The 20,887-nt window shown below is 45.7% G+C and carries 14 protein-coding genes; 6 read left to right on the forward strand and 8 right to left on the reverse strand.

Annotated features, from left to right (window positions below; genetic code table 11):
• Positions 1-397 precede the first annotated feature (397 nt).
• Both CIK89_RS05865 and CIK89_RS05870 read right to left on the reverse strand, forming a co-directional pair.
• On the reverse strand, positions 398-2,029 hold the full coding sequence (locus CIK89_RS05865; RefSeq protein WP_094390470.1) for a glycoside hydrolase 43 family protein: 1,632 nt from the start codon (positions 2,027-2,029) through the stop codon (positions 398-400).
• A gap of 41 nt (positions 2,030-2,070) precedes the next feature.
• A complete protein-coding gene (locus tag CIK89_RS05870; protein WP_094390471.1) occupies positions 2,071-3,156 on the reverse strand; it encodes a hypothetical protein in 1,086 nt (361 codons plus the stop codon).
• Positions 3,157-3,274: 118 nt separating this feature from the next.
• Here CIK89_RS05870 and CIK89_RS05875 point away from each other — a divergent pair, with 118 nt between their 5' ends.
• Positions 3,275-4,462, forward strand: a complete 1,188-nt coding sequence (locus tag CIK89_RS05875; RefSeq protein ID WP_094390472.1) for an ATP-binding protein — start codon at positions 3,275-3,277, stop codon at positions 4,460-4,462.
• Between the two features lie 35 nt (positions 4,463-4,497).
• A complete protein-coding gene (nifJ, locus tag CIK89_RS05880) occupies positions 4,498-8,076 on the forward strand; it encodes a pyruvate:ferredoxin (flavodoxin) oxidoreductase (protein WP_094390473.1) in 3,579 nt (1,192 codons plus the stop codon).
• Positions 8,077-8,289: 213 nt separating this feature from the next.
• Here the strand turns inward: nifJ and aroC are convergent, their stop codons facing one another.
• Both aroC and CIK89_RS05890 read right to left on the reverse strand, forming a co-directional pair.
• A complete protein-coding gene (gene aroC, locus CIK89_RS05885; RefSeq protein ID WP_094390474.1) occupies positions 8,290-9,366 on the reverse strand; it encodes a chorismate synthase in 1,077 nt (358 codons plus the stop codon).
• Between the two features lie 18 nt (positions 9,367-9,384).
• Positions 9,385-10,017, reverse strand: coding sequence for a peptidylprolyl isomerase (locus CIK89_RS05890; protein ID WP_094390475.1), 633 nt, complete (start codon positions 10,015-10,017; stop codon positions 9,385-9,387).
• Between the two features lie 303 nt (positions 10,018-10,320).
• Here CIK89_RS05890 and CIK89_RS05895 point away from each other — a divergent pair, with 303 nt between their 5' ends.
• A complete protein-coding gene (locus CIK89_RS05895) occupies positions 10,321-10,680 on the forward strand; it encodes a hypothetical protein (RefSeq protein ID WP_094390476.1) in 360 nt (119 codons plus the stop codon).
• A gap of 96 nt (positions 10,681-10,776) precedes the next feature.
• On the opposite strand, the gene CIK89_RS05900 is transcribed toward CIK89_RS05895, so the two are convergent.
• The 4 genes from CIK89_RS05900 to CIK89_RS05915 form a co-directional block, all read right to left on the reverse strand.
• On the reverse strand, positions 10,777-12,792 hold the full coding sequence (locus CIK89_RS05900) for a sensor histidine kinase KdpD (RefSeq protein ID WP_094390477.1): 2,016 nt from the start codon (positions 12,790-12,792) through the stop codon (positions 10,777-10,779).
• A 237-nt stretch (positions 12,793-13,029) separates the two neighbouring features.
• On the reverse strand, positions 13,030-14,676 hold the full coding sequence (locus CIK89_RS05905; RefSeq protein WP_094390478.1) for a dipeptidase: 1,647 nt from the start codon (positions 14,674-14,676) through the stop codon (positions 13,030-13,032).
• Between the two features lie 50 nt (positions 14,677-14,726).
• Positions 14,727-15,575 carry a carboxylating nicotinate-nucleotide diphosphorylase gene (gene nadC / locus CIK89_RS05910; protein WP_094390479.1) on the reverse strand — a complete coding sequence of 283 codons (849 nt, stop codon included), beginning with the start codon at positions 15,573-15,575 and terminating at the stop codon, positions 14,727-14,729.
• Positions 15,576-15,596: 21 nt separating this feature from the next.
• Positions 15,597-17,060, reverse strand: a complete 1,464-nt coding sequence (locus CIK89_RS05915; protein WP_094390480.1) for a carbon starvation protein A — start codon at positions 17,058-17,060, stop codon at positions 15,597-15,599.
• A 107-nt stretch (positions 17,061-17,167) separates the two neighbouring features.
• Between CIK89_RS05915 and CIK89_RS05920 the strand changes: the two genes are divergently transcribed.
• Genes CIK89_RS05920 through CIK89_RS05930 form a run of 3 tightly spaced genes read left to right on the forward strand, consistent with a single transcriptional unit; the run spans position 17,168 to position 20,883 of the window.
• Positions 17,168-18,820 (forward strand): glycoside hydrolase family 10 protein, encoded by a 1,653-nt coding sequence (locus tag CIK89_RS05920; protein ID WP_094390481.1) that lies wholly within the window; start codon positions 17,168-17,170, stop codon positions 18,818-18,820.
• A gap of 36 nt (positions 18,821-18,856) precedes the next feature.
• Complete coding sequence (gene ruvC, locus CIK89_RS05925; RefSeq protein WP_094390482.1) at positions 18,857-19,414, forward strand: crossover junction endodeoxyribonuclease RuvC; 558 nt, start codon at positions 18,857-18,859, stop codon at positions 19,412-19,414.
• Complete coding sequence (locus CIK89_RS05930) at positions 19,402-20,883, forward strand: ATP-binding cassette domain-containing protein (protein WP_094390483.1); 1,482 nt, start codon at positions 19,402-19,404, stop codon at positions 20,881-20,883. Before ruvC ends, CIK89_RS05930 begins: the two co-directional genes overlap by 13 nt.
• Positions 20,884-20,887 lie beyond the last annotated feature (4 nt).

Below are 20,887 nucleotides of genomic sequence, written 5' to 3' on the forward strand. Positions count from 1 at the left end.
AGGAAGATAACAATATTATTAAATAGATTTCTGGACCGTTTAGGTCCTTAGATTTTACATGAAGATTTCCTCCAAGATTTCTTGCCGACAGGCAACTAAAAATATAATCTTTAACAAAAATCCTTGACCAAAATGCGCTCGAATGCCTCGCTTTTGGGAAGAATTTTAATGGGGATCGCCTTACAGGCTCGAAATCTTAACGAGAATCTTAAAAATAATCTATAACCTTTAACCTTTAACCTATAACCTCTAAACTATAACCTCTAACCTATAACCTAAACGCTCCGTGTATTCTATGGATTTTCATGCCACGTATTAATAAAAAATCCGCACCACTGGAAGAACGTCCAAGTGGTGCGGAAATGATATCATCTAAGAGTGTCTCTTGCTGAAATGATTATTTGGTGAAGCGAATCCAATCGGCATCAATCCAACCTTTATCCGCATTGGGATTTGTATCTACTGCTACGAAACCGATCTTCGCACCAATCCATTTTCCTTCACGCATCTTGAACGGTTCGCCACAGGTGGTGAATTTCTTACCGTTCTGACTCCATGCAAACTGCATCATACCATCGTTGACGGTCATGCGGAGGTAAATATCTTCGTGAATAGCTGGTTTGTAATTTACCTTATCAACAGCGGTAGGACGAAGCGTGGCGATGAGTGTCTCGCTCTGCGCATTTCCCTTGTCTGCCGATTTACAGGTCATCTGTATCAGACGGAACTCATTACCGACACGTTTCACTACCAATGCTGAATAATCAAGTCCCATCATGATAAAACCACCATACTGACCTTCTGCCTTAGAGGTGAAGCGAATTTTGGTTGTTGCGGTAAAACGGTCGGCAGGGGTCTTCTGCAACAGCATGTTGGGCACATTCCAAAGATTCTTCGCACCTCCATCCTGTTTATATGTGAAAACACGCATGGTGCCGAAAGCAGTAGGCATTCCAAAGAACTGATGATAATTAGCGTGCCATTGCCATTGGAGACCCAACGTCGTCTTGTTGAACTCATCACTCTCTTCCGGATTGACAATAACCGATGATGACGACTTGGGTTTCTTGTAAGTGGTGACAGGTTCACCCTTCTTGCCCATGATAGGCCATCCTGTGGACCAGTCAACGGGATTCAAATGAACCACACGACCATAGGCATCCTTGTCTTGGAAGTGCAGGAACCAGTCTTCTCCATATTTCGTATGTACCCATCCGCCTTGGTGAGGACCGTTAATATTGGTTTTGCCTTGTGCCAATACGATTTTATGTTCGTAAGGACCGTATGGCGACTTGCTGCGCATAGCCAACTGGAAACCGGTAGGTACGCCGCCGGCAGGACACAAAATCCAGTACCATCCGTCGCGCTTGTAGAATTTAGGACCTTCGCAAGTGCGGTTTTCCGTACCATTACCGTCGAAGACAATGACAGGATCGCTGATGGCGCGTGTTCCATCGGCAGAGAGTTCACGCACACACAGCACCGATGCAAACTTAGCTCTTGAACTAGCCCATCCGTTGACCAGATAGCAGCGTCCGTCTTCATCCCACAACGGCGTGGTGTCGATCATTCCCTTGCCTGCTATCACGCAATGCGGTTTGCTCCATTCTCCTGCGGGATCTTTGCTTTTAACCATAAAGACGCCAAAGTCAGGATCTCCCCAATAGATATAATATTCGCCGTTATGATAACGGATGGAAGGCGCCCAGATACCGTTACCGTGTGACGGTTTGTCGAAAACCTCTTTGGGTTCAAGTTCCTTCACCGCATGTCCCACAAACTGCCAGTTGACGAGATCCTTGGAATGAAGGATGGGCAAACCGGGAATACACTGGAAACTGGATGCTGTCATATAGTAATCATCGCCAGAAGGTCCCACGCAAACATCGGGGTCGCTATAATCGGCATTGATTACGGGGTTGGTGTATGTTCCGTCACCATTATCGGGTGACCACACCTGAGATTTGTACTGCGCATGACCACACAGGGTAACTGCCAGCAGCGTTAGTAGAAGAGTTTTTCTTTTCATGTTTTTTTTGTTATTTGATAAATGAGATTTCGAAATACTTGTTACTTGGTAATTTTGAGTTGGTAATGCTGATCGTAAACAACCTGCATCATGGCAACCTCATCACCATGCGTAGGGGAAAGCGATAAAGCCACATGTCCCATGGTACGGCGGAGATTGATTTCGACGCAAGGATGCAAGAGCAAATGACCGTTGCCATCTTCCACGACCATCATGTCAATGCCTAAAGGACCTTGATAAACAGGAGTTAAGAGGCTGGGCAAACAGTTACAAATCTTCACTTTAATATCATCCAACTGTTGGGTTGAAACATAAGTACTTATGGCTTTTCGCTTCACCTCTTCTGTAGCCAAGAGATTACCCGTATAGGCAGTATGGTCGGTATGGAAGAGCGACAGACCTTCATACCTGACTTGACCATCATGGGTCATCGTAAATTCCATGGCAAAATCCTTCACCTTATTATAATAGGGTTCAACCATGACAGACTCTTGCTGGTGGAGAAGGTTTTCTATCCACTTTTTTTGCGGAGCCTCCAACAGCTTATCAGGAGTAAAGGGGCGCACCCCTCTCCCACTCGACGACCAAGGCGCTTTGATCATGACACGCTTGTAACGAGCGACCAGGTCCTCGACTTCTTTCATCGTATGACACTCAAAAGCCTCACCGACAATTCCCGTTCCCGACAACTGCGCCAGCAGTCGGGCAGCAGTACGACGATGTGCCAACAGGCGTATCTGTTCGATATGATGCAGCGACGGCAACAAGGCCTTGTCTATGGCGATACGCGACAATCTGTTCCAAACAGCCGGATCCCATCCCCAAGGGTCGATGGAAGACGGCAGGGGAATACGATCCATCCTGCGACCATCAATCCATACGACATGAGGCAGATGCTTGTCTGCAGTTTTCAACCACCATGCGCAGTCAGAAAGGAAATCGTCTAAGGCGTTTTGACAACTGTCAACATCATCCACAAGAATAACATCCCCCTCTTCCGCCCAAAAAACAGGCAGAAATCCCAAGTCGGCACGTAGCATACGTCCAGCCTTGGGAGCTGTGAAATTCATCAAATTGCTCGCTAAAGCAATTTCATGTTCTGGGTTGAAAAGGCAGAAATTACTCATAATAGTTTGTTTCGGATGCAAATTTACAACTTTTTTTTGATATTTTGCAATATAGAGTTTGCAAATTACAAATAAATTATTAACTTTGCAAACGTTTTAAAACAAATCGTACTTTTCAATGGAAGCATTCTTTCGAACACATCGATATTTGGTTGAGCACACGAACGCACCCGTTCGCAGAATCCTCATGGACGAAATCAACTGGAACGACCGCTTGATAGGCATCAAGGGAACGCGTGGTATCGGAAAGACTACCTTCCTGTTGCAATATGCAAAAGAGAAATTCGACATTCAAGACCGCCAATGTCTCTATATCAACATGAACAATTTCTATTTTCAGGAGAGAGGCATTGCAGATTTTGCAGGAGAATTCTATCACAGAGGAGGACGCGTATTGTTGGTTGACCAGGTTTTCAAACAACCCAACTGGTCGGAGGAGCTTCGTCGATGTTATGACGAGCATCCCGGACTGAAAATAGTATTCACCGGATCAAGCGTGATGCGACTGAAAGAGGAAAACCCCGAACTGAACGGCATCGTGAAGAGTTATAACCTCAGAGGTTTCTCCTTCCGTGAATTCATCAACCTCCAAACCGGCAACAATTTCCATCCCTATACGCTTGAAGAGATTCTTGCCGACCACGAGCACATCATCAAGGAAATATTACCAAAGGTATCACCCAACAAATACTTCCAAGATTATATTCATCATGGTTTCTATCCATTCTATCAGGAACAGCGCAACTATTCGGAAAACCTGCTGAAAACCATGAACATGATGACAGAAGTGGATATCCTGCTCATCAAACAGATTGAACTGAAATATCTCACGAAAATCAAACAACTGTTCTACCTCCTGGCAGAAGAAGGTCCGAAAGCGCCCAACGTCAGCCAGTTGGCCAACAAGATAGAGACCAGTCGCGCCACAGTCATGAACTACGTGAAATATCTTACTGACGCCAGACTGCTGAACATGATTTACCCTGTGGGACAGGATTTCCCCAAGAAACCGGCAAAAATCATGCTGCACAACTCCAATCTGCTTTATGCCATCTACCCCATCCACGTAGAAAAGCAGAATGCCATGGAGACCTTCTTCGTCAATTCGCTGTGGAAAGACCATAAGGTAAATCAAGGTTCGCGCGACTCCTTATATATTGTAGATGAACGCTTGAAATTCCGCGTCTGTGATGCAGAAGCATCAGGAAAGACCCGAAACTCGCCCGACACCATCTATGCACGCTATAATACAGAAATCGGAAAAGACAACCAGATACCACTATGGCTTCTGGGATTCCTATACTAAACAAAGTTTTATCATTTAATATTTTTATTAAAACAATGGCAAAAGAAAAGAAATTTATCACTTGTGATGGTAATGAGGCTGCTGCTCACGTGAGCTACATGTTCTCGGAAGTAGCTGCTATCTACCCCATCACCCCGTCATCTCCAATGGCGGAGCACGTCGATGAATGGGCTGCTCGTGGTCGTAAGAACCTCTGGGGACAAAACGTAGCAGTACAGGAAATGCAGTCTGAGGCTGGTGCCGCAGGTGCCGTTCACGGTTCACTGCAGGCCGGTGCTCTCACCACCACATTCACCGCATCACAGGGTCTGCTCCTGATGATTCCTAACATGTACAAGATTGCCGGTGAGCTTATCCCATGCGTATTCGACGTTTCTGCACGTACTCTGGCTTCACATTCACTGTGTATCTTCGGTGACCACCAGGACGTCATGGCTTGCCGCCAGACCGGTTTCGCCATGCTCTGCGAAGGTTCTGTTCAAGAGGTGATGGATATGACTGCCGTTGCCCACCTCGCAACGCTCGAGACTTGCGTTCCTTTCGTTAACTTCTTCGATGGTTTCCGCACCTCTCACGAGTATCATAAGATTGAGTTGATGGATCAGGAAGATATCCGTCCTCTCGTCAACGAGGAATACATCAAGCGCTTCCGCGACCGTGCTATGAGCCCTGAGCGCCCTGTTACTCGCGGTACCGCTGAGAACCCCGAAACATTCTTCACACACCGTGAAGCATGCAACAGCTACTATAATTCAGTACCTGAAGTAGTAGAGAAGTATCTCGGTGAGATTTCTAAGATTACCGGTCGTGAATACCACCTCTTCTCATACTATGGAGCTGAGGATGCAGACAGAATGATTATCCTCATGGGTTCTGCAACAGACGCTGCACGCGAGGCTATCGACTATCTGAACGCCAACGGACAGAAAGTCGGCATGATCAGCGTACACCTCTATCGTCCTTTCTCAGTGAAGCACTTGCTCGCTTCAGTTCCCAAGAGCGTAAAGCGCATCGCTGTACTCGACCGCACCAAGGAGCCAGGAGCCGACGGCGAACCTCTGTACCTCGACGTTAAGGCAGCTTTCTACGACCAGGAAAACCGTCCTCTCATCGTAGGTGGCCGCTACGGTCTCGGCTCATCAGACGTTACTCCCGCCAAGATCATCTCTGTATTCAACAACCTCGCTATGCCAGAGCCCAAGAACCACTTCACCGTGGGTATCGTTGACGACGTGACCTTCACCTCTCTGCCTGCAGTAGAGGAAATCGCACTCGGTGGCGACGGCATGTTCCAGGCTAAGTTCTACGGTCTGGGTGCTGACGGTACTGTCGGTGCCAACAAGAACTCTGTAAAGATTATCGGTGACAACACCGACAAATATTGCCAGGCTTACTTCTCATACGACTCTAAGAAGTCTGGCGGTTTCACCTGCTCGCACCTGCGTTTCGGTGATACTCCTATCCGTTCTACCTATCTGGTAACTACTCCTAACTTCGTAGCTTGCCACGTTCAGGCTTACCTCCACATGTATGATGTAACACGTGGTCTGCAGAAGAACGGTACATTCCTGTTGAACACCATCTTTGATGATGCTGAACTGGAGAAATTCATGCCTAACAAGGTTAAGCGCTACTTCGCACAGAACAACATTACTGTCTATACCATCAACGCTACCAAGATTGCACAGGAAATCGGTCTGGGTAACCGCACCAACACTATCCTACAGAGTGCCTTCTTCCGTATCACAAAGGTTATCCCTGTAGAATTTGCCGTTGAAAAGATGAAGGCTGCTGCCTTGAAGTCTTACGGTGCCAAGGGTCAGGACGTTGTTGACAAAAACTATGCTGCTATCGACCGTGGTGGTGAATTCAAGAAATTCGAGGTTAAACCCGAATGGGCTAACTTGGCTGATGATGCCGAGAAGCAGGACGACGCTCCCGCATTCGTTAAGGAGCTTGTTCGCCCCATCAACGCCCAGGCCGGTGATCTGCTGACTGTGAACGACTTTGTGAAGCACAACACCGTTGACGGTTCATGGCAGGTTGGTACTGCTGCTTACGAGAAGCGTGGTGTAGAAGCCTTCGTTCCCGTTTGGAATCCAGACAACTGTATCCAGTGTAACCAGTGTGCATACATCTGTCCTCACGCTGCCATCCGTCCATTCGTTCTGACCGACGAGGAACTTGCAGGATTCGGCGACGACTTCAAGACTATCCAGATGAAGGCTCCTGCCGCTATGAAGGGCATGCACTTCCGTATCGAGACATCAGTACTCGACTGTCTTGGCTGCGGTAACTGTGCTGATATCTGCCCAGGTAATCCAAAACTCGGCAAGGCTCTCACCATGGCTCCATTCAACCCCGATGCTGCGGATATGAAGGTGGAAGCTAAGAACTGGGAGAAACTTGTGAAGGACGTGAAGTCTAAGCAGGATCTCGTTGACGTGAAGAGCAACGTGAAGAACTCACAGTTTGCTCAGCCTCTCTTCGAATTCTCGGGTGCTTGCGCTGGTTGCGGTGAGACTCCATACGTGAAGTTGCTGTCTCAGCTCTTCGGTGACCGTCAGATGATTGCCAACGCTACCGGTTGTTCTTCAATCTACTCTGCATCAATTCCTTCTACTCCATACACCACCAACGAAAAGGGTCAGGGTCCTGCCTTCAACAACTCATTGTTTGAGGACTTCTGCGAATTCGGTCTTGGTATGACTATGGGTAACAAGAAGATGAAGGAGCGCGTTGCCATCCTGCTCGGCGAAATCATCGCCAGCGAGAATGCACCTGCCGAATACAAGGCTCTTGCTCAGGAATGGATTGACAACAAGGAAGACGCTGAAAAGACCAAGGAGATTGCTCCAAAACTCAAGGCTTGCATCAAGGCAGGTGCAGAGGCTGGATGCGATATCTGCAAAGAACTGCAGACACTCGACCACTATCTCGTGAAACGTTCACAGTGGATCATCGGTGGTGACGGTGCTTCTTACGATATCGGTTACGGCGGTCTCGACCACGTTATCGCCAGCGGTGAGGATGTGAACATTCTCGTTCTCGATACCGAGGTTTACTCTAACACCGGTGGTCAGGCTTCAAAGGCTACTCCTCTCGGTGCTATCGCACAGTTTGCTGCACAGGGTAAGCGCATCAAGAAGAAGGATATCGGTATGATTGCCACTACCTATGGATATGTTTATGTTGCTCAGATTGCTATGGGTGCTGACCACGCTCAGACCCTTAAAGCCATCCGCGAGGCAGAAGCTTACCACGGACCTTCACTCATCATTGCTTACGCTCCATGTATCAACCACGGTCTGAAGGCCAAGGGCGGTATGGGTAAGAGCCAGGCTGAGGAGAAGAAGGCTGTAGAATGTGGTTACTGGCACCTGTGGCGCTTCAACCCAGAGTTGGCAGCCGAGGGCAAGAACCCATTCTCACTCGACTCTAAGGAGCCTAACTGGGCAAACTTCCACGACTTCCTGCTTGGTGAGGTTCGTTACCTTTCTGTCAAGAAGGCTTATCCTAACGAGGCCGAAGAACTGTTTGCCGAGGCACAGAAGATGGCTCAGCAGCGTTACAAGACCTATGTTCGCAAGACTCAGGAGAACTGGGAAGACTAATCCCCTCTCCTCTCTATAATCATTGGCAAGGCTCTATATGGGCCTTGCCTTTTTTTATGCGCTGTCAAGTCATGACATACTCATTCTTGTAAATATAGAAACCGCACCAGTTTCATCTTTCTATAGTCGAAAAAAAAACAGGCATCAGAAACTGACACCTGTTTGCTATTCCTATTCAATCTGTGTTTGGACGAATTGACTCTTATGCCTTATTTACAAAGTCGTTGCCTTGTTTTGCAGATAATAGTCTAAGATGGTCATTGCCGTCATTGCTTCTACAATAGGTACGGCACGAGGCAATACACAAGGATCGTGTCTGCCACGCGCTAAAAGCGTTGTTTCCTGTCCTTCGATGTTGACAGTCTGTTGCTCGCGCAGAATGGTAGCCACTGGTTTGAAGGCAACACGGAAATAGATATCTTCTCCATTGCTGATGCCACCTTGAATTCCACCACTGTGGTTGGTTAATGTGGTGATGTGATGATCTCGATTGACGAAGATGTCATTCTGCTGAGAACCACGTGAGTTGACGCAACTGAAACCTTCACCATATTCAAAACCTTTGGCAGCATTGATACTCAACATGGCACTACCAAGAGCAGCATGTAATTTTCCAAATTCAGGCTCACCCAATCCAGCAGGACACCCTTTTACCACACAAGTGATAATACCACCAATAGTATCGCCATCAGCTTTGACGCTTTCTATCAAGCGCACCATTTCCGCAGCCTTCTCGCTATCTGGACAACGCACGATATTATTCTCCCGTAACGATAGATCGTAATGGGTATAATCATGCAATAAGGCAATATCCCCTACCTGAGAGGTGAACGCCTCGACCGAAATACCCAACTGTTGTAAAGCAAGTTTTGCCAATGCACCTCCTACAACCCGACTGATGGTAATGCGAGCTGACGAACGTCCACCACCGCGATGGTCTCTCAGTCCGTATTTTTGTTGATAGGTATAATCAGCATGCGATGGTCTGAATGTATCACGCATGTTGTCATAATCATACGAATGTTGGTTGGTGTTACGTACAATAAAACCAATAGGACATCCTGTCGAACGTCCTTCAAAAACACCGCTAAGCAGTTCGACACGATCGGCTTCCTGCCGTCCCGTGGTTATCTTGCTTTGTCCCGGACGTCGGCGATCAAGTTCCTGTTGGATGAAATCAGGATTGATGAGAATGCCCGCAGGCATTCCATCTACCACACCGCCAATTGCCTCACCGTGGCTTTCCCCGAATGTGGTAAGCGTGAAAAGATGTCCAAACGTATTTTTCACCTTATATCGTTTTAATGATTAGTTTTCATGACAGTGGCCACCGCAACTGCATTCCCCATCGCCGTGTCCCCCGCAACACCCTTCCCCGTCGTGGTTCCCACACCCACCGCCACAACATCCTTCACCGTCGTGATGGCAACCGCCACCGCAACCTTTACCGCTGAGATGAGCAATCAGTTTCTTAACCTCATCTTCTGTAGCATCTCTGTTTTCCAGAATCTCACCTTCAAAATAGAGGGTCTCGCCAGCCAGAGGGTGATTCATATCTATTTTCACCTTATCGTTGCCCACTTCCAATACACGACCGTAGAAGCGTTGCCCTTCTGCGTTTTGCAAGGGAACAATGGCATCCTCATATATATGTTCGCTATCAAATTTGCCATTCACATGGAATATGGTACGGTCCAACGATGCAACCTGTTGATCGTCATAATCACCATAAGCTTCGTCTTTAGAAAGAGAGAAGCTGAACTGCGCACCCTTTTCCAAGGAAATCACCTGTTGTTCAAAAGCATCGAGGGCAAATCCAAATCCACTTATAAAATGGAATGGTCTGTCAGCCTTAGCTTCTTCTACCATTTCTTTACCATGATCACCATCCACATAGAGTTTGTAAGTGAGGGCTATAAACTTATTGTTTGCGTTATTCATATCTTTATCTATTTGTATTACAATTATGTTTCTAACTCTATTTTCAATTTGTATGCAAAGGTACGCATAATTTGATGGAAAAACAAATATTCTATGCGCTTTCGTGAAAATCTGATAAAATGTGTTCTATATTCGCTGTTATTTGATTAAAATCAAGAAACAAGCTGTTTGCGCACACAAACATACAAAACCACTTGTATGATATCAAAATACTCTCTATCTTTGCATCGTCAAACAGGAAAAAGACCTGAAGACAAGTAAGGATAACATTATTAATTTAAGGTAAAAGAAAGGGTAACTAAAATGAAAAGAATGATTTTTGCAGTAGCTGCAATGTTGAGCATGACAATGGCTTTTGCAGACAATGAGAACACTAACAGCGTAAACAATGCTGAGGCTTACAACATGAACATCAACATGAACATGCTCTCACGTGCACTTGATTTGACTGGTGACCAAAAGGCAAGCGTTGCTGACATCCACAAGGTATTCTGTGCAGAAATGGACTTTGCCGGACAGTCAAGCAAGGAAGAGCGTGGTACTATGATGAACAAAGCCATCAACAAGGACTTGGCTTACATGCACACCGTACTTAATGAAGAGCAGTACAAAAAGTATGTAATGCTGCTGAACGCGACCATGGCCAACCGTGGTCTGAAATAATCAGCCTCCGATGTGAAAAGGTTAATATAGACAATGGAATCGCTGTTCTCATGATGAGGACAGCGATTTTTTTTGTTGCCCTGTTATACAACTCCTCTACCCTTTCATACGCTTCACTTCTATAATGATGCGACATCCTTGCGTATAACAGGCATCTATCTTTGCATTTCCTCCCAAGCGGCGGGCTATGGCACGGCACAGAGGAAGTCCAATACCCGTACCTACAGTAAACGGATTAATCTTTGTAAACTGTTCGAAAACCCATTCTTGCTTATCGGCAGGAATACCAGGACCGTTATCGGTCACCGTATAACGCAAGAGATCTCCATCTATGGCACAGTTCAACACCACATGACCTTCTTTTGCAAATTTTGTAGCATTATCAATAACGAGTGCTAACGCTTTGCCTATGAGATCCATATCACTGCAGAATGTCTGGTCGGAATTTGGCTCCATTTGCGTTGTTATTTCAAACGAACATTCTGTATGATGTTCCATCTGACGTACTGTATCGTGGAGTAATGCTACCGGATTGAAAGTACTTACCTTCAACTGTCTGCTCTCAACATCCGACACATCAATAATATTGTCGATCAATTTAGTCAATAAGACGCCATTATCGACGATGAGTTTGGTCATCTCCTTACACTCTGGATTATCTGCATAATTCATATCTACAATCTGAGAGAAACCCACAATGGCGTTGAGCGGTGTACGAATCTCATGTTGGATATTACGGATGAAATTGGTTTTCATTTCAAGTGCACGCGACACATCATTATAAGCTCTCTGCAATTTTTTGCGTGCCCTTAATGCCGAGAAGAGCCACAATCCTAATACGATCAATATGACAACAGAGACAAAGATAAAGAAATATGCCTCTTGCAATTTCTTATGTTCGAGTTCTTCCTGAATAGCAGAGTTGCGGCGTTGAAGATCATGCAATCCAAGAAGTTGTGAGAATTCCTCCGTACTGCTACGTGCCTCCGCCAGACGATTAGAATCGTTGATTTCCACCAGTTTCTTATAACATTCTACGACACCTTTATAGTCTCTCAGATGTTCCAATATTTCTGCACGATTCTTAAAATACAAACTGGTATATGGATTTATTTCCATACGTTTCTTGATAGCGACAATAGAATCGGAAGCTTGTAAAGCCTGGTGCCATTTGCCTTGGTTCATAGCCTGTTCCATAACAAGATTATAGTAATAGCGCTTTGAATCATCGCTTTTGTCTGCTAATAATGTTTTTAGCACGGTTGACAATTCTATGTTGTCACCTTTCGGTTTGCTATTCTTTGTATCATGCTGCAAACAATAGGTGCCATAAATATACCAATACCGATTCAATTGAAATGCCCACAGGCAATGTTGCGATGGATGGTCGCGCTTTTCATAGTCATCTTTATACTTATCGTAGAGTTCCTTAGTACGCTTCAGATACTTCAACGCCAAAGCATTCTTACCATTGCTGCAAGCCGCTAATGCCATTTCAGAGAATATGGTCGCTGCCATATAGGCTTTTTTGATCTTTTCACCTGGGAAGGTGCGGTCAATATATTGACAGAGTTCCTGCATAGTATTCAATGCCATTTGCTCATTATTGGTATCATTATAGTGTTCATAGATAGCACTTTTGCCTTCTATCACACAGCGAGGTTCTTGGGAAATATTTGTCATTTCGCGTGCTATGACCATTGCAGTATGGAATAGTCCGTTGTTCTGATAACCATACATCACAAAGCGAAAGCAGTTGAAAATGGCATTCATACGCTTAGGATAGTGCTGTTTCAGTTCGTAAAGGATTTCACGCGCCTTATTAGGATTTTTATCTTTCAGCGCATAAATATACACTTGCTGCGTATAGGCTTCAGTAATGGCAAGCGTATCGTTCTGCTTCTTTCCTTCTCTCATCAGCATTTGTGAAAGTTGCATGGCATTATCATTATAAATGGCTGCTTCTGCATTCTTATACAACTGTTGAAGGTGGGCGGTCTTGAAGCCGTCATATTGACTTTTTGCTTGGGCTAACAATGCTATTGCCAACACAAATATCGTCAAAACACTCTTGACAAGCACAGAGGTTGAAACAGTTACGATTTTGGTCATATATTATCTGGTTAGGTGTTAGTAATATGATATGGTCGTGGTTAACCAATATGCAAATATACAAACTAATTGACTCACTACCAAGTTTTTTATCTTTTTTCTCTATACAGAACCTTAAAATATTCGCATTCCTGGACAAGCAAATAAAAAAAAGCACACCGGTCGGGGAAACCAGTGTGCTGATTATTTAATCTCTCCCAAATCCTTATGACCGGATTTAGGCTTATTGTAGCTTTTTTATTCAGGTTTACTATATCGATCGCCAGCTTCTTTGACAAGGCGACGAGCAAACGGCTGAGGATAACCAGGACGTTCAACAGTTTTACCAAAACCATACTCGCTACGCAAAAATCGTCCCTGAGCATCTACAGGTTTGACTGCCATGTCGTTATGGCGAACGATAAGATAGGTAGCCAACTGCTTCCAACGAGCAAGCATCTGCTGTGCTTTATTGACACTATAGTCATTGAGGAACTTCTGCATCTGTGCAGGTTCCATCGTCTGTGCCTTCGCCTCTATTTCTGCCTGTTGGTCGAAATAAGACTGCTGCAAAGAGTCTCTCACCTGTTTCAAGTCGGGGAAGAGAGCTGAATAACGGGGATAAACCATATTGCTCACCCAGTTGCACACCCAGAAAGCACTACGGTCGCTGAAAGTGATGGCATCAGCTCCTGGTGCATTGAAGCATTCCGGACGCTGGGTCATCGAACAATAGATAGGCACGAATGCCACCATATTGCCATCATCGTTGCCAAACCAGAAACATCCTCCTACCTCACGAGGTAACCAAGAACGCATCTGCGAAACAAATACGAAGGATGCCTGCTGGGTTGAGATTGGGCGCTCGTTGAAGTAAGTTTTACCATCAACCTTATAGTAAAGAGGTGTCGGGCGATAAGGCATCTGCCAGATTCCTCCTCCGATGTCGGTAGAATCAATAGCCAACGGGGTGCCTTCATAGTGATCACGCATGTCGTTGATGACATCGGCAACACTCAGTTTCTTGTCAGGTACTAACCACAAAGGCATATCCTCGGCATCTTTGTCCTTACCGAGTACCCATGGCAGATAGCGTTCCATTCCCTTCTTATGGTGATTGAAGAAACTCCATGCACGAGCATCACAAATACGGCGACCAGAGAAATCGGGCGCTGCATAAGTCCATTTCCATGCGAAATCTTCATCCTTACCAGTGTACCATCCCATCTTACGGGCATACTTCACCACATTCTTTGAATAGAGAACGTTTTTATTGTCCTTCATATTAAAACGTCCGATACGGCTCTGGTTGGCGTGTGCACAGATAGCATCATCGGGAATACGCAAAGCAACCCATACGGTACGCTCTTTGGATACCTTTCGATCAGGACCGCATCCCTGCATCTCCATAATCCATGCTTCGTCAGCATCACAGATGGTGAATGTCTCACCTTCTGAACAATAACCATATTGTTCTACAAGAGAGGTCATTACGCGGATGGCCTCACGAGCTGAGCGTGAACGTTGCAGGGCGATATAAATGAGTGAACCATAGTCGATGATACCTGTAGAATCAACCATTTCCTCACGACCGCCATACGTAGTCTCACCAATAGTAACTTGCCATTCGTTGGTATTTCCAACTACATTATAGGTTTCTTCTGCTTCATCAATCTCGCCAAGATATTTATTGGTATCCCATTCATAAACCTTACGCTTGGTACCCTTAGCATGTTTACCTGCTGCATAATGATAAAGTGGCATGTAAGAGCCAAAGGAATCTGCACTATAACTGCAGATGACCGATCCGTCAACACTGGCTTTCTTGCCGACAATAAAATTGGTGCAAGCTTCCATTTCGGTGGCCATCATGGTTGCCATCAGCATGCTCACCGAAAGAATCATTCGTTTACATTGTAACATTATCGTGAAATTTCATAGTTATACATCAACATCTAACAAGCCTTGAAACTCATATCCAATCCCTTGACAGAATGGGTCAGAGCGCCAACCGAGATGAAATCAACACCTTGTTCAGCGTAGTCGCGAATGGTATCAAAGGTAATACCACCACTCGACTCTGTTTCATAACGATGTGCGATAATGTCAACCGCCTTCTTGGTGTCAGCAACAGAGAAATTATCGAGCATGATGCGATCTACGCCACCATGGTCGAGAACCTGCTGCAATTCATCAAACGAGCGTACCTCAATTTCTATCTTTAGATGGAGTCCTTTTTCTTCAAGATACTTGTGGCAGCGGTCAATAGCATTAACAATGCCTCCTGCGAAATCTATATGATTGTCTTTCAACAGAATCATGTCAAACAAGCCAATACGATGGTTCACACCACCGCCAATCTTCACGGCCTGTTTCTCCAACATGCGCATACCTGGTGTGGTCTTACGGGTATCGAGCACGCGTGTTCCTGTACCTTGCAAGCGTTCTACATAACGATTGGTCATGGTGGCAATACCACTCATGCGCTGCATGATATTAAGCATCAGACGCTCTGTCTGAAGCAAAGAGCGCACCTTACCTGTTACTACCATGGCAATGTCGCCTTTCTTCACTTTCGATCCGTCACCCATCAGTACTTCTACCTGCATTTCTGGGTCAAAGCGACGGAACACTTCTTTGGCAACTTCTACACCAGCAAGAATACCATCTTCCTTAATGAGTAGATGCGATTTTCCCATGGCGTCAGCAGGAATACAACACAAAGTGGTGTGGTCACCATCGCCAATATCTTCGGCAAAGGAGAGATCAATAAGTTGATCCACGAGTTGTTCTACACTTAACATAATGTTTTTGTATTTAAGAGTTTATACTAATTTGCTTTTTTCTTTTCTGTACCAGACAATAAACCACACAAGAGCTACAACCAGACAGAGGATGCCTAACAGATATCCGATGTTTTCTGGCAGGTGGAATGCTTGTTTGGAGACAAAGAGGAATGTGGTACACACCGTTGTCATCAACAACGCAGGTATGAGCGTGATGATATAGGGTTTCTTCTGGCGTACAAGATACACCGTTAATGTCCAAAGGGTAAATACACTAAGCGTCTGGTTTGCCCATCCAAAATACTGCCAAATGATATTGAAGCCATCAGGATTTTCTATCTGCCAAACCAACATGGCGATGGAGGATATAAACAAGGGCAGACAAATGGCAAGACGCTTGATGATTGGACGTTGGTCGATATGAAGCCATTCACCAATGATCAGACGGGCAGAACGGAATGCAGTATCACCACTGGTAATAGGGGCAGCTACGACACCCAACAAGGCAAGAATAGCACCTGCCACACCCAACCAGTCGTTACAAACGATATTTACGACCGCAGGGGCTGATGTCGAAAATCCTGTATTCACAGCAGCAATCAGTTCGTATCCAGGAGCCGGACTGCCATAGAAGAACCAAGATGATACGGTAGCCCAAATCAAGGCAACAACTCCTTCGGTAATCATGGCACCATAGAAGATGGGGCGTCCCATGTGCTCACTTTTCACACAACGAGCCATCAATGGACTTTGAGTAGCGTGGAAACCGCTAATGGCACCACAGGCAATAGTGATAAAGAGACAAGGAAATATCTGATCTGTCCATTTCTCCGGTTCGGCTTCTGCACCCATATTATAAAAATGAGTCCATAGCTCTGGAAGCTGAGGCATCTTCACAAAGAGCATCACCATAAGAGCGCCTGCCATAAAAAGCAACGAAAAAGCGAAAAGAGGATAGATCTTTCCTATGATCTTATCGATTGGCAACATGGTTGCAATTACATAATAAGCAAAAATGACTATAATCCAAAACAGACTCGAACCCCATATCGAATGAAGGATCTCGGCTGGGGAATATACAAATACCGTACCGACCATGATAAGCAGCAGTACGGTGAAGGCCAACATCACCATCTTGGCATTGCGGCCCAGATACTTGCCGATAAGTTCAGGCAGACTGGCTCCGTCATTACGCATGGAAAGCATACCACTGAGATAATCGTGCGTAGCTCCGGCAAAAATACAGCCGAGCACAATCCACAGATAAGCCACAGGACCAAACTTCGCGCCCAGAATAGCGCCGAAAATAGGACCAGTACCGGCAATGTTCAAAAATTGAATCATGAAAATCTTCCATCCAGGAAGTACAAGATAGTCAACACCGTCAGCCTTAGCAACAGCTGGCGTCACACGGTCGTCTGGACCGAATACCTTCTCCACAAAGCGTCCATAGAGAAGATATCCCAAAATCAGAGCCACAAGACTCAATATAAAAGATACCATTTTTTAGTTGTTATTTATAAACTTCGTGCAAAGATAATAAAAACTTTATAGTTTGAACGCCGTTCTACCAACTTTTTTGTACCTTTGTGCACAAAAACTCTAATAAATTGAAACGGACAACCTTTTTATATATCCTCATCGCACTCTTTGCGCTTTCCTGTAAAGCACAGCCGAAGCATGAATTAAGGGCAGCATGGCTCACCACAGTAGGTGGATTAGACTGGCCGCATAACTATGCGCAGTCTACTAAATCTATACATCGGCAACAAGAAGAACTATGTCGCACCCTCGACCTTCTGAAAGAGGCTCACGTCAATACCGTGCTCTTTCAGACGCGTATCCGCGGTACTGTCATTTACCCCTCTACACAAGAGCCATGGGACGGATGCACATCGGGCAATCCCGGTCAAAATCCCGGCTACGATCCCCTGCAGTTTGCCATCGATGAATGTCATCGCAGAGGTATGGAACTGCACGCTTGGGTGGTCACCATTCCGATAGGTAAATGGAATGGAGCTGGAGCTCGCAACCTAATGCGACGCAACCCACACCTCGTCAAACGTATAGGAGACGAGGCATATATGAATCCTGAAGCGGCTGGTACTGCAGACTATCTGGCAGACCTTTGTGGCGACATTACCAAGCGTTACGATGTGGACGGAATCCATCTCGACTACATCCGCTACCCAGAAACATGGAAAATTAATATCAACAGGCAGACGGGACGTACGTATATTACTCGCATCGCACAGGCAATTAGCCAAAGGGTGAAATCCATCAAACCTTGGGTAAAAATGAGCTGTTCTCCTATCGGAAAATACAAAGACCTCGACCGACAAGAAAGCTATGGGTGGAATGCATACACACGCGTTTGTCAAGATGCACAGCAATGGTTACGTGACGGAATAATGGATCAACTCTATCCGATGATGTATTTCGACGGCAAACACTTTTATCCTTTTGCCAGCGATTGGAGCGACAACCGTTATGATGGACAAACAGCAGCAGGACTGGGCATTTATATGCTCTCACCCAAAGAGCGCAACTGGTCGCTGTCGGCTGTTGAAAGACAAATGAATGTGGCACGACAAATGGGATTGGGACATGCTTACTTCCGTACAAAATTCCTCACAGACAATGTGAAGGGCATATACGACTTCGTTTGTCGTTTCGATGCCACATTGGCGCTCACCCCTGCCCTCAAGACATCAACACCTGCGCCTGCGGCTCCACAGCACTTCTCGGCAACTCCGTCTCCATCGGGCTACCGGTTGTCTTGGGCTCCTGTTACCTCACAGCATCCCAACGAATACATCGTCTATACCGTCTATGCTTCTACTCACTATCCTGTCAACACAAATGATGCCAACAACATCGTCGCCATCCGTTGGCAAGATACGACAATAGAAATCAAACGACAGAAAACAGAAGCACCACTTCACTTCGCAGTATCAGCAGTAGATCGCTACGGACAGGAGAGCCAGCCTGCTCAACCTAACCGAACGACTGCTCAACAAGAGGCTAAGACTTCCCTACTCGACTGCGATGGTACAACTCTTCACGTTCCTACCGAACTGCTGACTGGGGAGATTACCACAATTGCCATTTGTTCTATGCAAGGACAAACACTTGCCACCCATCCCGCTGACACAGCAATCCCCGTAGGGTTTCTGCCAGATGGCGTATATGAGGTTGTTTCGCCACGACAACACGACAACCAACAACATATTGGATATTTTGTCATCAGAAAAGGGAAATAATTCAAACGAATTGACTAACTTTGCAAAACAAAATAAATGGAAAAAATCATATTAGGTATCGACCCTGGCACGAATATCATGGGATATGGTGTGCTGAAAGTGGTGGACCATCACGCCGAAATGGTGACGATGGGAGTTATCGATATGCGAAAATTTCCAGATGGCTACCTTAAACTCGGACACATCTTCGAGCGAGTCACGGGAATCATCGATGCCTATCTGCCCGACGAATTGGCTATTGAAGCACCTTTCTTCGGAAAGAACGCACAGACCATGCTGAAGCTCGGACGTGCACAAGGTACAGCCATCGCTGCAGCCATCCATCATGGAGTTCCTATTCATGAATATGCTCCGATGAAAATCAAAATGGCAATAACAGGTATCGGTTCGGCATCCAAAGAACAGGTAGCAGGAATGCTACAACGAATGTTGAAATTTGATGCAGACGCTTTAACAAAATTCCGGGATGCAACAGATGCGCTGGCCGCAGCCTATTGCCATTTTCTGCAAATGGGAAGACCAGAATCACAGGCCAACTATCGTAGCTGGAAAGACTTCGCCAATAAAAATCAGAATAGAATATGCAAAAAATAATTGATATACAACAGGGTGTCACCCGTATGGAAGAATGGCGAATGGCTCAACCCGTCGATTTCCAATCTCTCGACGGCGAACATATCGCCATTGTAGGACGCAACGGCGGTGGAAAATCCATGCTCGTAGATATCATTACCGGCAGACATCCTTTACGGTTGCAGCCTCCTAAATACGATTTCTCACCAAGTACAAAACCGCTGGTTTCAGACAACATACGATATATCACATTTCGCGATTCATACGGTACGTCTGACGGAGCATATTACCTCCAACAACGATGGAATCAACACGATATAGACCCTGAGACTCCACGTGTGGGTGACCTCTTGGAAGAGGCATACCAAATGGCAGGCGAAGATACACCAGAACATCGAGGTTTACAACAACATCTATACGAACTCTTCCATATCCAACAGCTAACTGATAAATATATCATCAGTCTGTCGAGTGGTGAACTGCGCAAATTCCAGCTCACTAAGACGCTCCTTGCAGATCCTCGCGTACTAATCATGGATAATCCGTTTATTGGACTTGATGCCACAACACGCGACCAACTCAAAGTATTGCTGAGCACCCTGGCTCATGAGCGCGCGCTACAGATCATCCTTGTGCTCTCCAAAACTGATGACATTCCAGACTTCATCACGCATGTCGTGGAGGTCAAACAAGGAGTGGTACAACCCAAATGCACATTAGAAGAATACAACAACAGACAACCAACTATACCTTCACACGTCCTCTCCGAAGAGAAACGCGAAGCTATCATCCAATTGCCCAACAAAGCCAATGACTATACAGCACATCAGGTTATTGCCATGCATCAGGTGGGCATACGCTATGGAGAACGAACCATCTTGAAAGAACTCGATTGGACGGTATGCGATGGAGAGCGTTGGGCGCTCAGCGGACAGAACGGAAGCGGAAAATCCACTCTTCTCTCTCTGGTATGCGCCGACAACCCTCAAAGCTATGCTTGCGACATAACACTTTTCGACAGACAACGCGGATCGGGAGAGAGCATCTGGGACATCAAACGACATATTGGATATGTATCTCCTGAAATGCATAGAGCTTATCAAAAAGACCTTCCTGCCGTTCGCATCGTAGCAAGCGGACTGAAAGATTCTGTAGGACTCTACGTCAAACCCAATCCCGAAGAATACGAAATATGCAGATGGTGGATGGATATCTTCGGACTCGAAGGACTCTACGACAGACCCTTTCTCAAACTGTCAAGTGGTGAACAACGACTCGTACTCTTGGCTCGTGCCTTCGTTAAAGACCCACAACTCATTATCCTTGATGAACCACTCCACGGGCTCGACCTCTACAATCGCCGTTTGGTGAAAGATGTGATAGAAACCTTCTGCCAACGTCCACACAAGACAATGGTCATGGTGACCCACTATGAAGAGGAACTACCCAATAATATCACTAACAAGATTTACTTAATCAAACAACAATAACATA

This window comes from Prevotella sp. P4-119 (assembly GCF_002251345.1).
In the GTDB taxonomy this organism is placed as follows: domain Bacteria; phylum Bacteroidota; class Bacteroidia; order Bacteroidales; family Bacteroidaceae; genus Prevotella.

What these genes read in the sequence shown, in the direction of transcription:
- CIK89_RS05865 (WP_094390470.1), bottom strand. Translation starts at nt 2,029, where the DNA reads ATGAAAAGAAAAACTCTTCTACTAACGCTGCTGGCAGTTACCCTGTGT.
- CIK89_RS05870 (WP_094390471.1), bottom strand. Translation starts at nt 3,156, where the DNA reads ATGAGTAATTTCTGCCTTTTCAACCCAGAACATGAAATTGCTTTAGCG.
- CIK89_RS05875 (WP_094390472.1), top strand. Translation starts at nt 3,275, where the DNA reads ATGGAAGCATTCTTTCGAACACATCGATATTTGGTTGAGCACACGAAC.
- nifJ (WP_094390473.1), top strand. Translation starts at nt 4,498, where the DNA reads ATGGCAAAAGAAAAGAAATTTATCACTTGTGATGGTAATGAGGCTGCT.
- CIK89_RS05890 (WP_094390475.1), bottom strand. Translation starts at nt 10,017, where the DNA reads ATGAATAACGCAAACAATAAGTTTATAGCCCTCACTTACAAACTCTAT.
- CIK89_RS05895 (WP_094390476.1), top strand. Translation starts at nt 10,321, where the DNA reads ATGAAAAGAATGATTTTTGCAGTAGCTGCAATGTTGAGCATGACAATG.
- CIK89_RS05900 (WP_094390477.1), bottom strand. Translation starts at nt 12,792, where the DNA reads ATGACCAAAATCGTAACTGTTTCAACCTCTGTGCTTGTCAAGAGTGTT.
- CIK89_RS05905 (WP_094390478.1), bottom strand. Translation starts at nt 14,676, where the DNA reads ATGATTCTTTCGGTGAGCATGCTGATGGCAACCATGATGGCCACCGAA.
- nadC (WP_094390479.1), bottom strand. Translation starts at nt 15,575, where the DNA reads ATGTTAAGTGTAGAACAACTCGTGGATCAACTTATTGATCTCTCCTTT.
- CIK89_RS05915 (WP_094390480.1), bottom strand. Translation starts at nt 17,060, where the DNA reads ATGGTATCTTTTATATTGAGTCTTGTGGCTCTGATTTTGGGATATCTT.
- ruvC (WP_094390482.1), top strand. Translation starts at nt 18,857, where the DNA reads ATGGAAAAAATCATATTAGGTATCGACCCTGGCACGAATATCATGGGA.
- CIK89_RS05930 (WP_094390483.1), top strand. Translation starts at nt 19,402, where the DNA reads ATGCAAAAAATAATTGATATACAACAGGGTGTCACCCGTATGGAAGAA.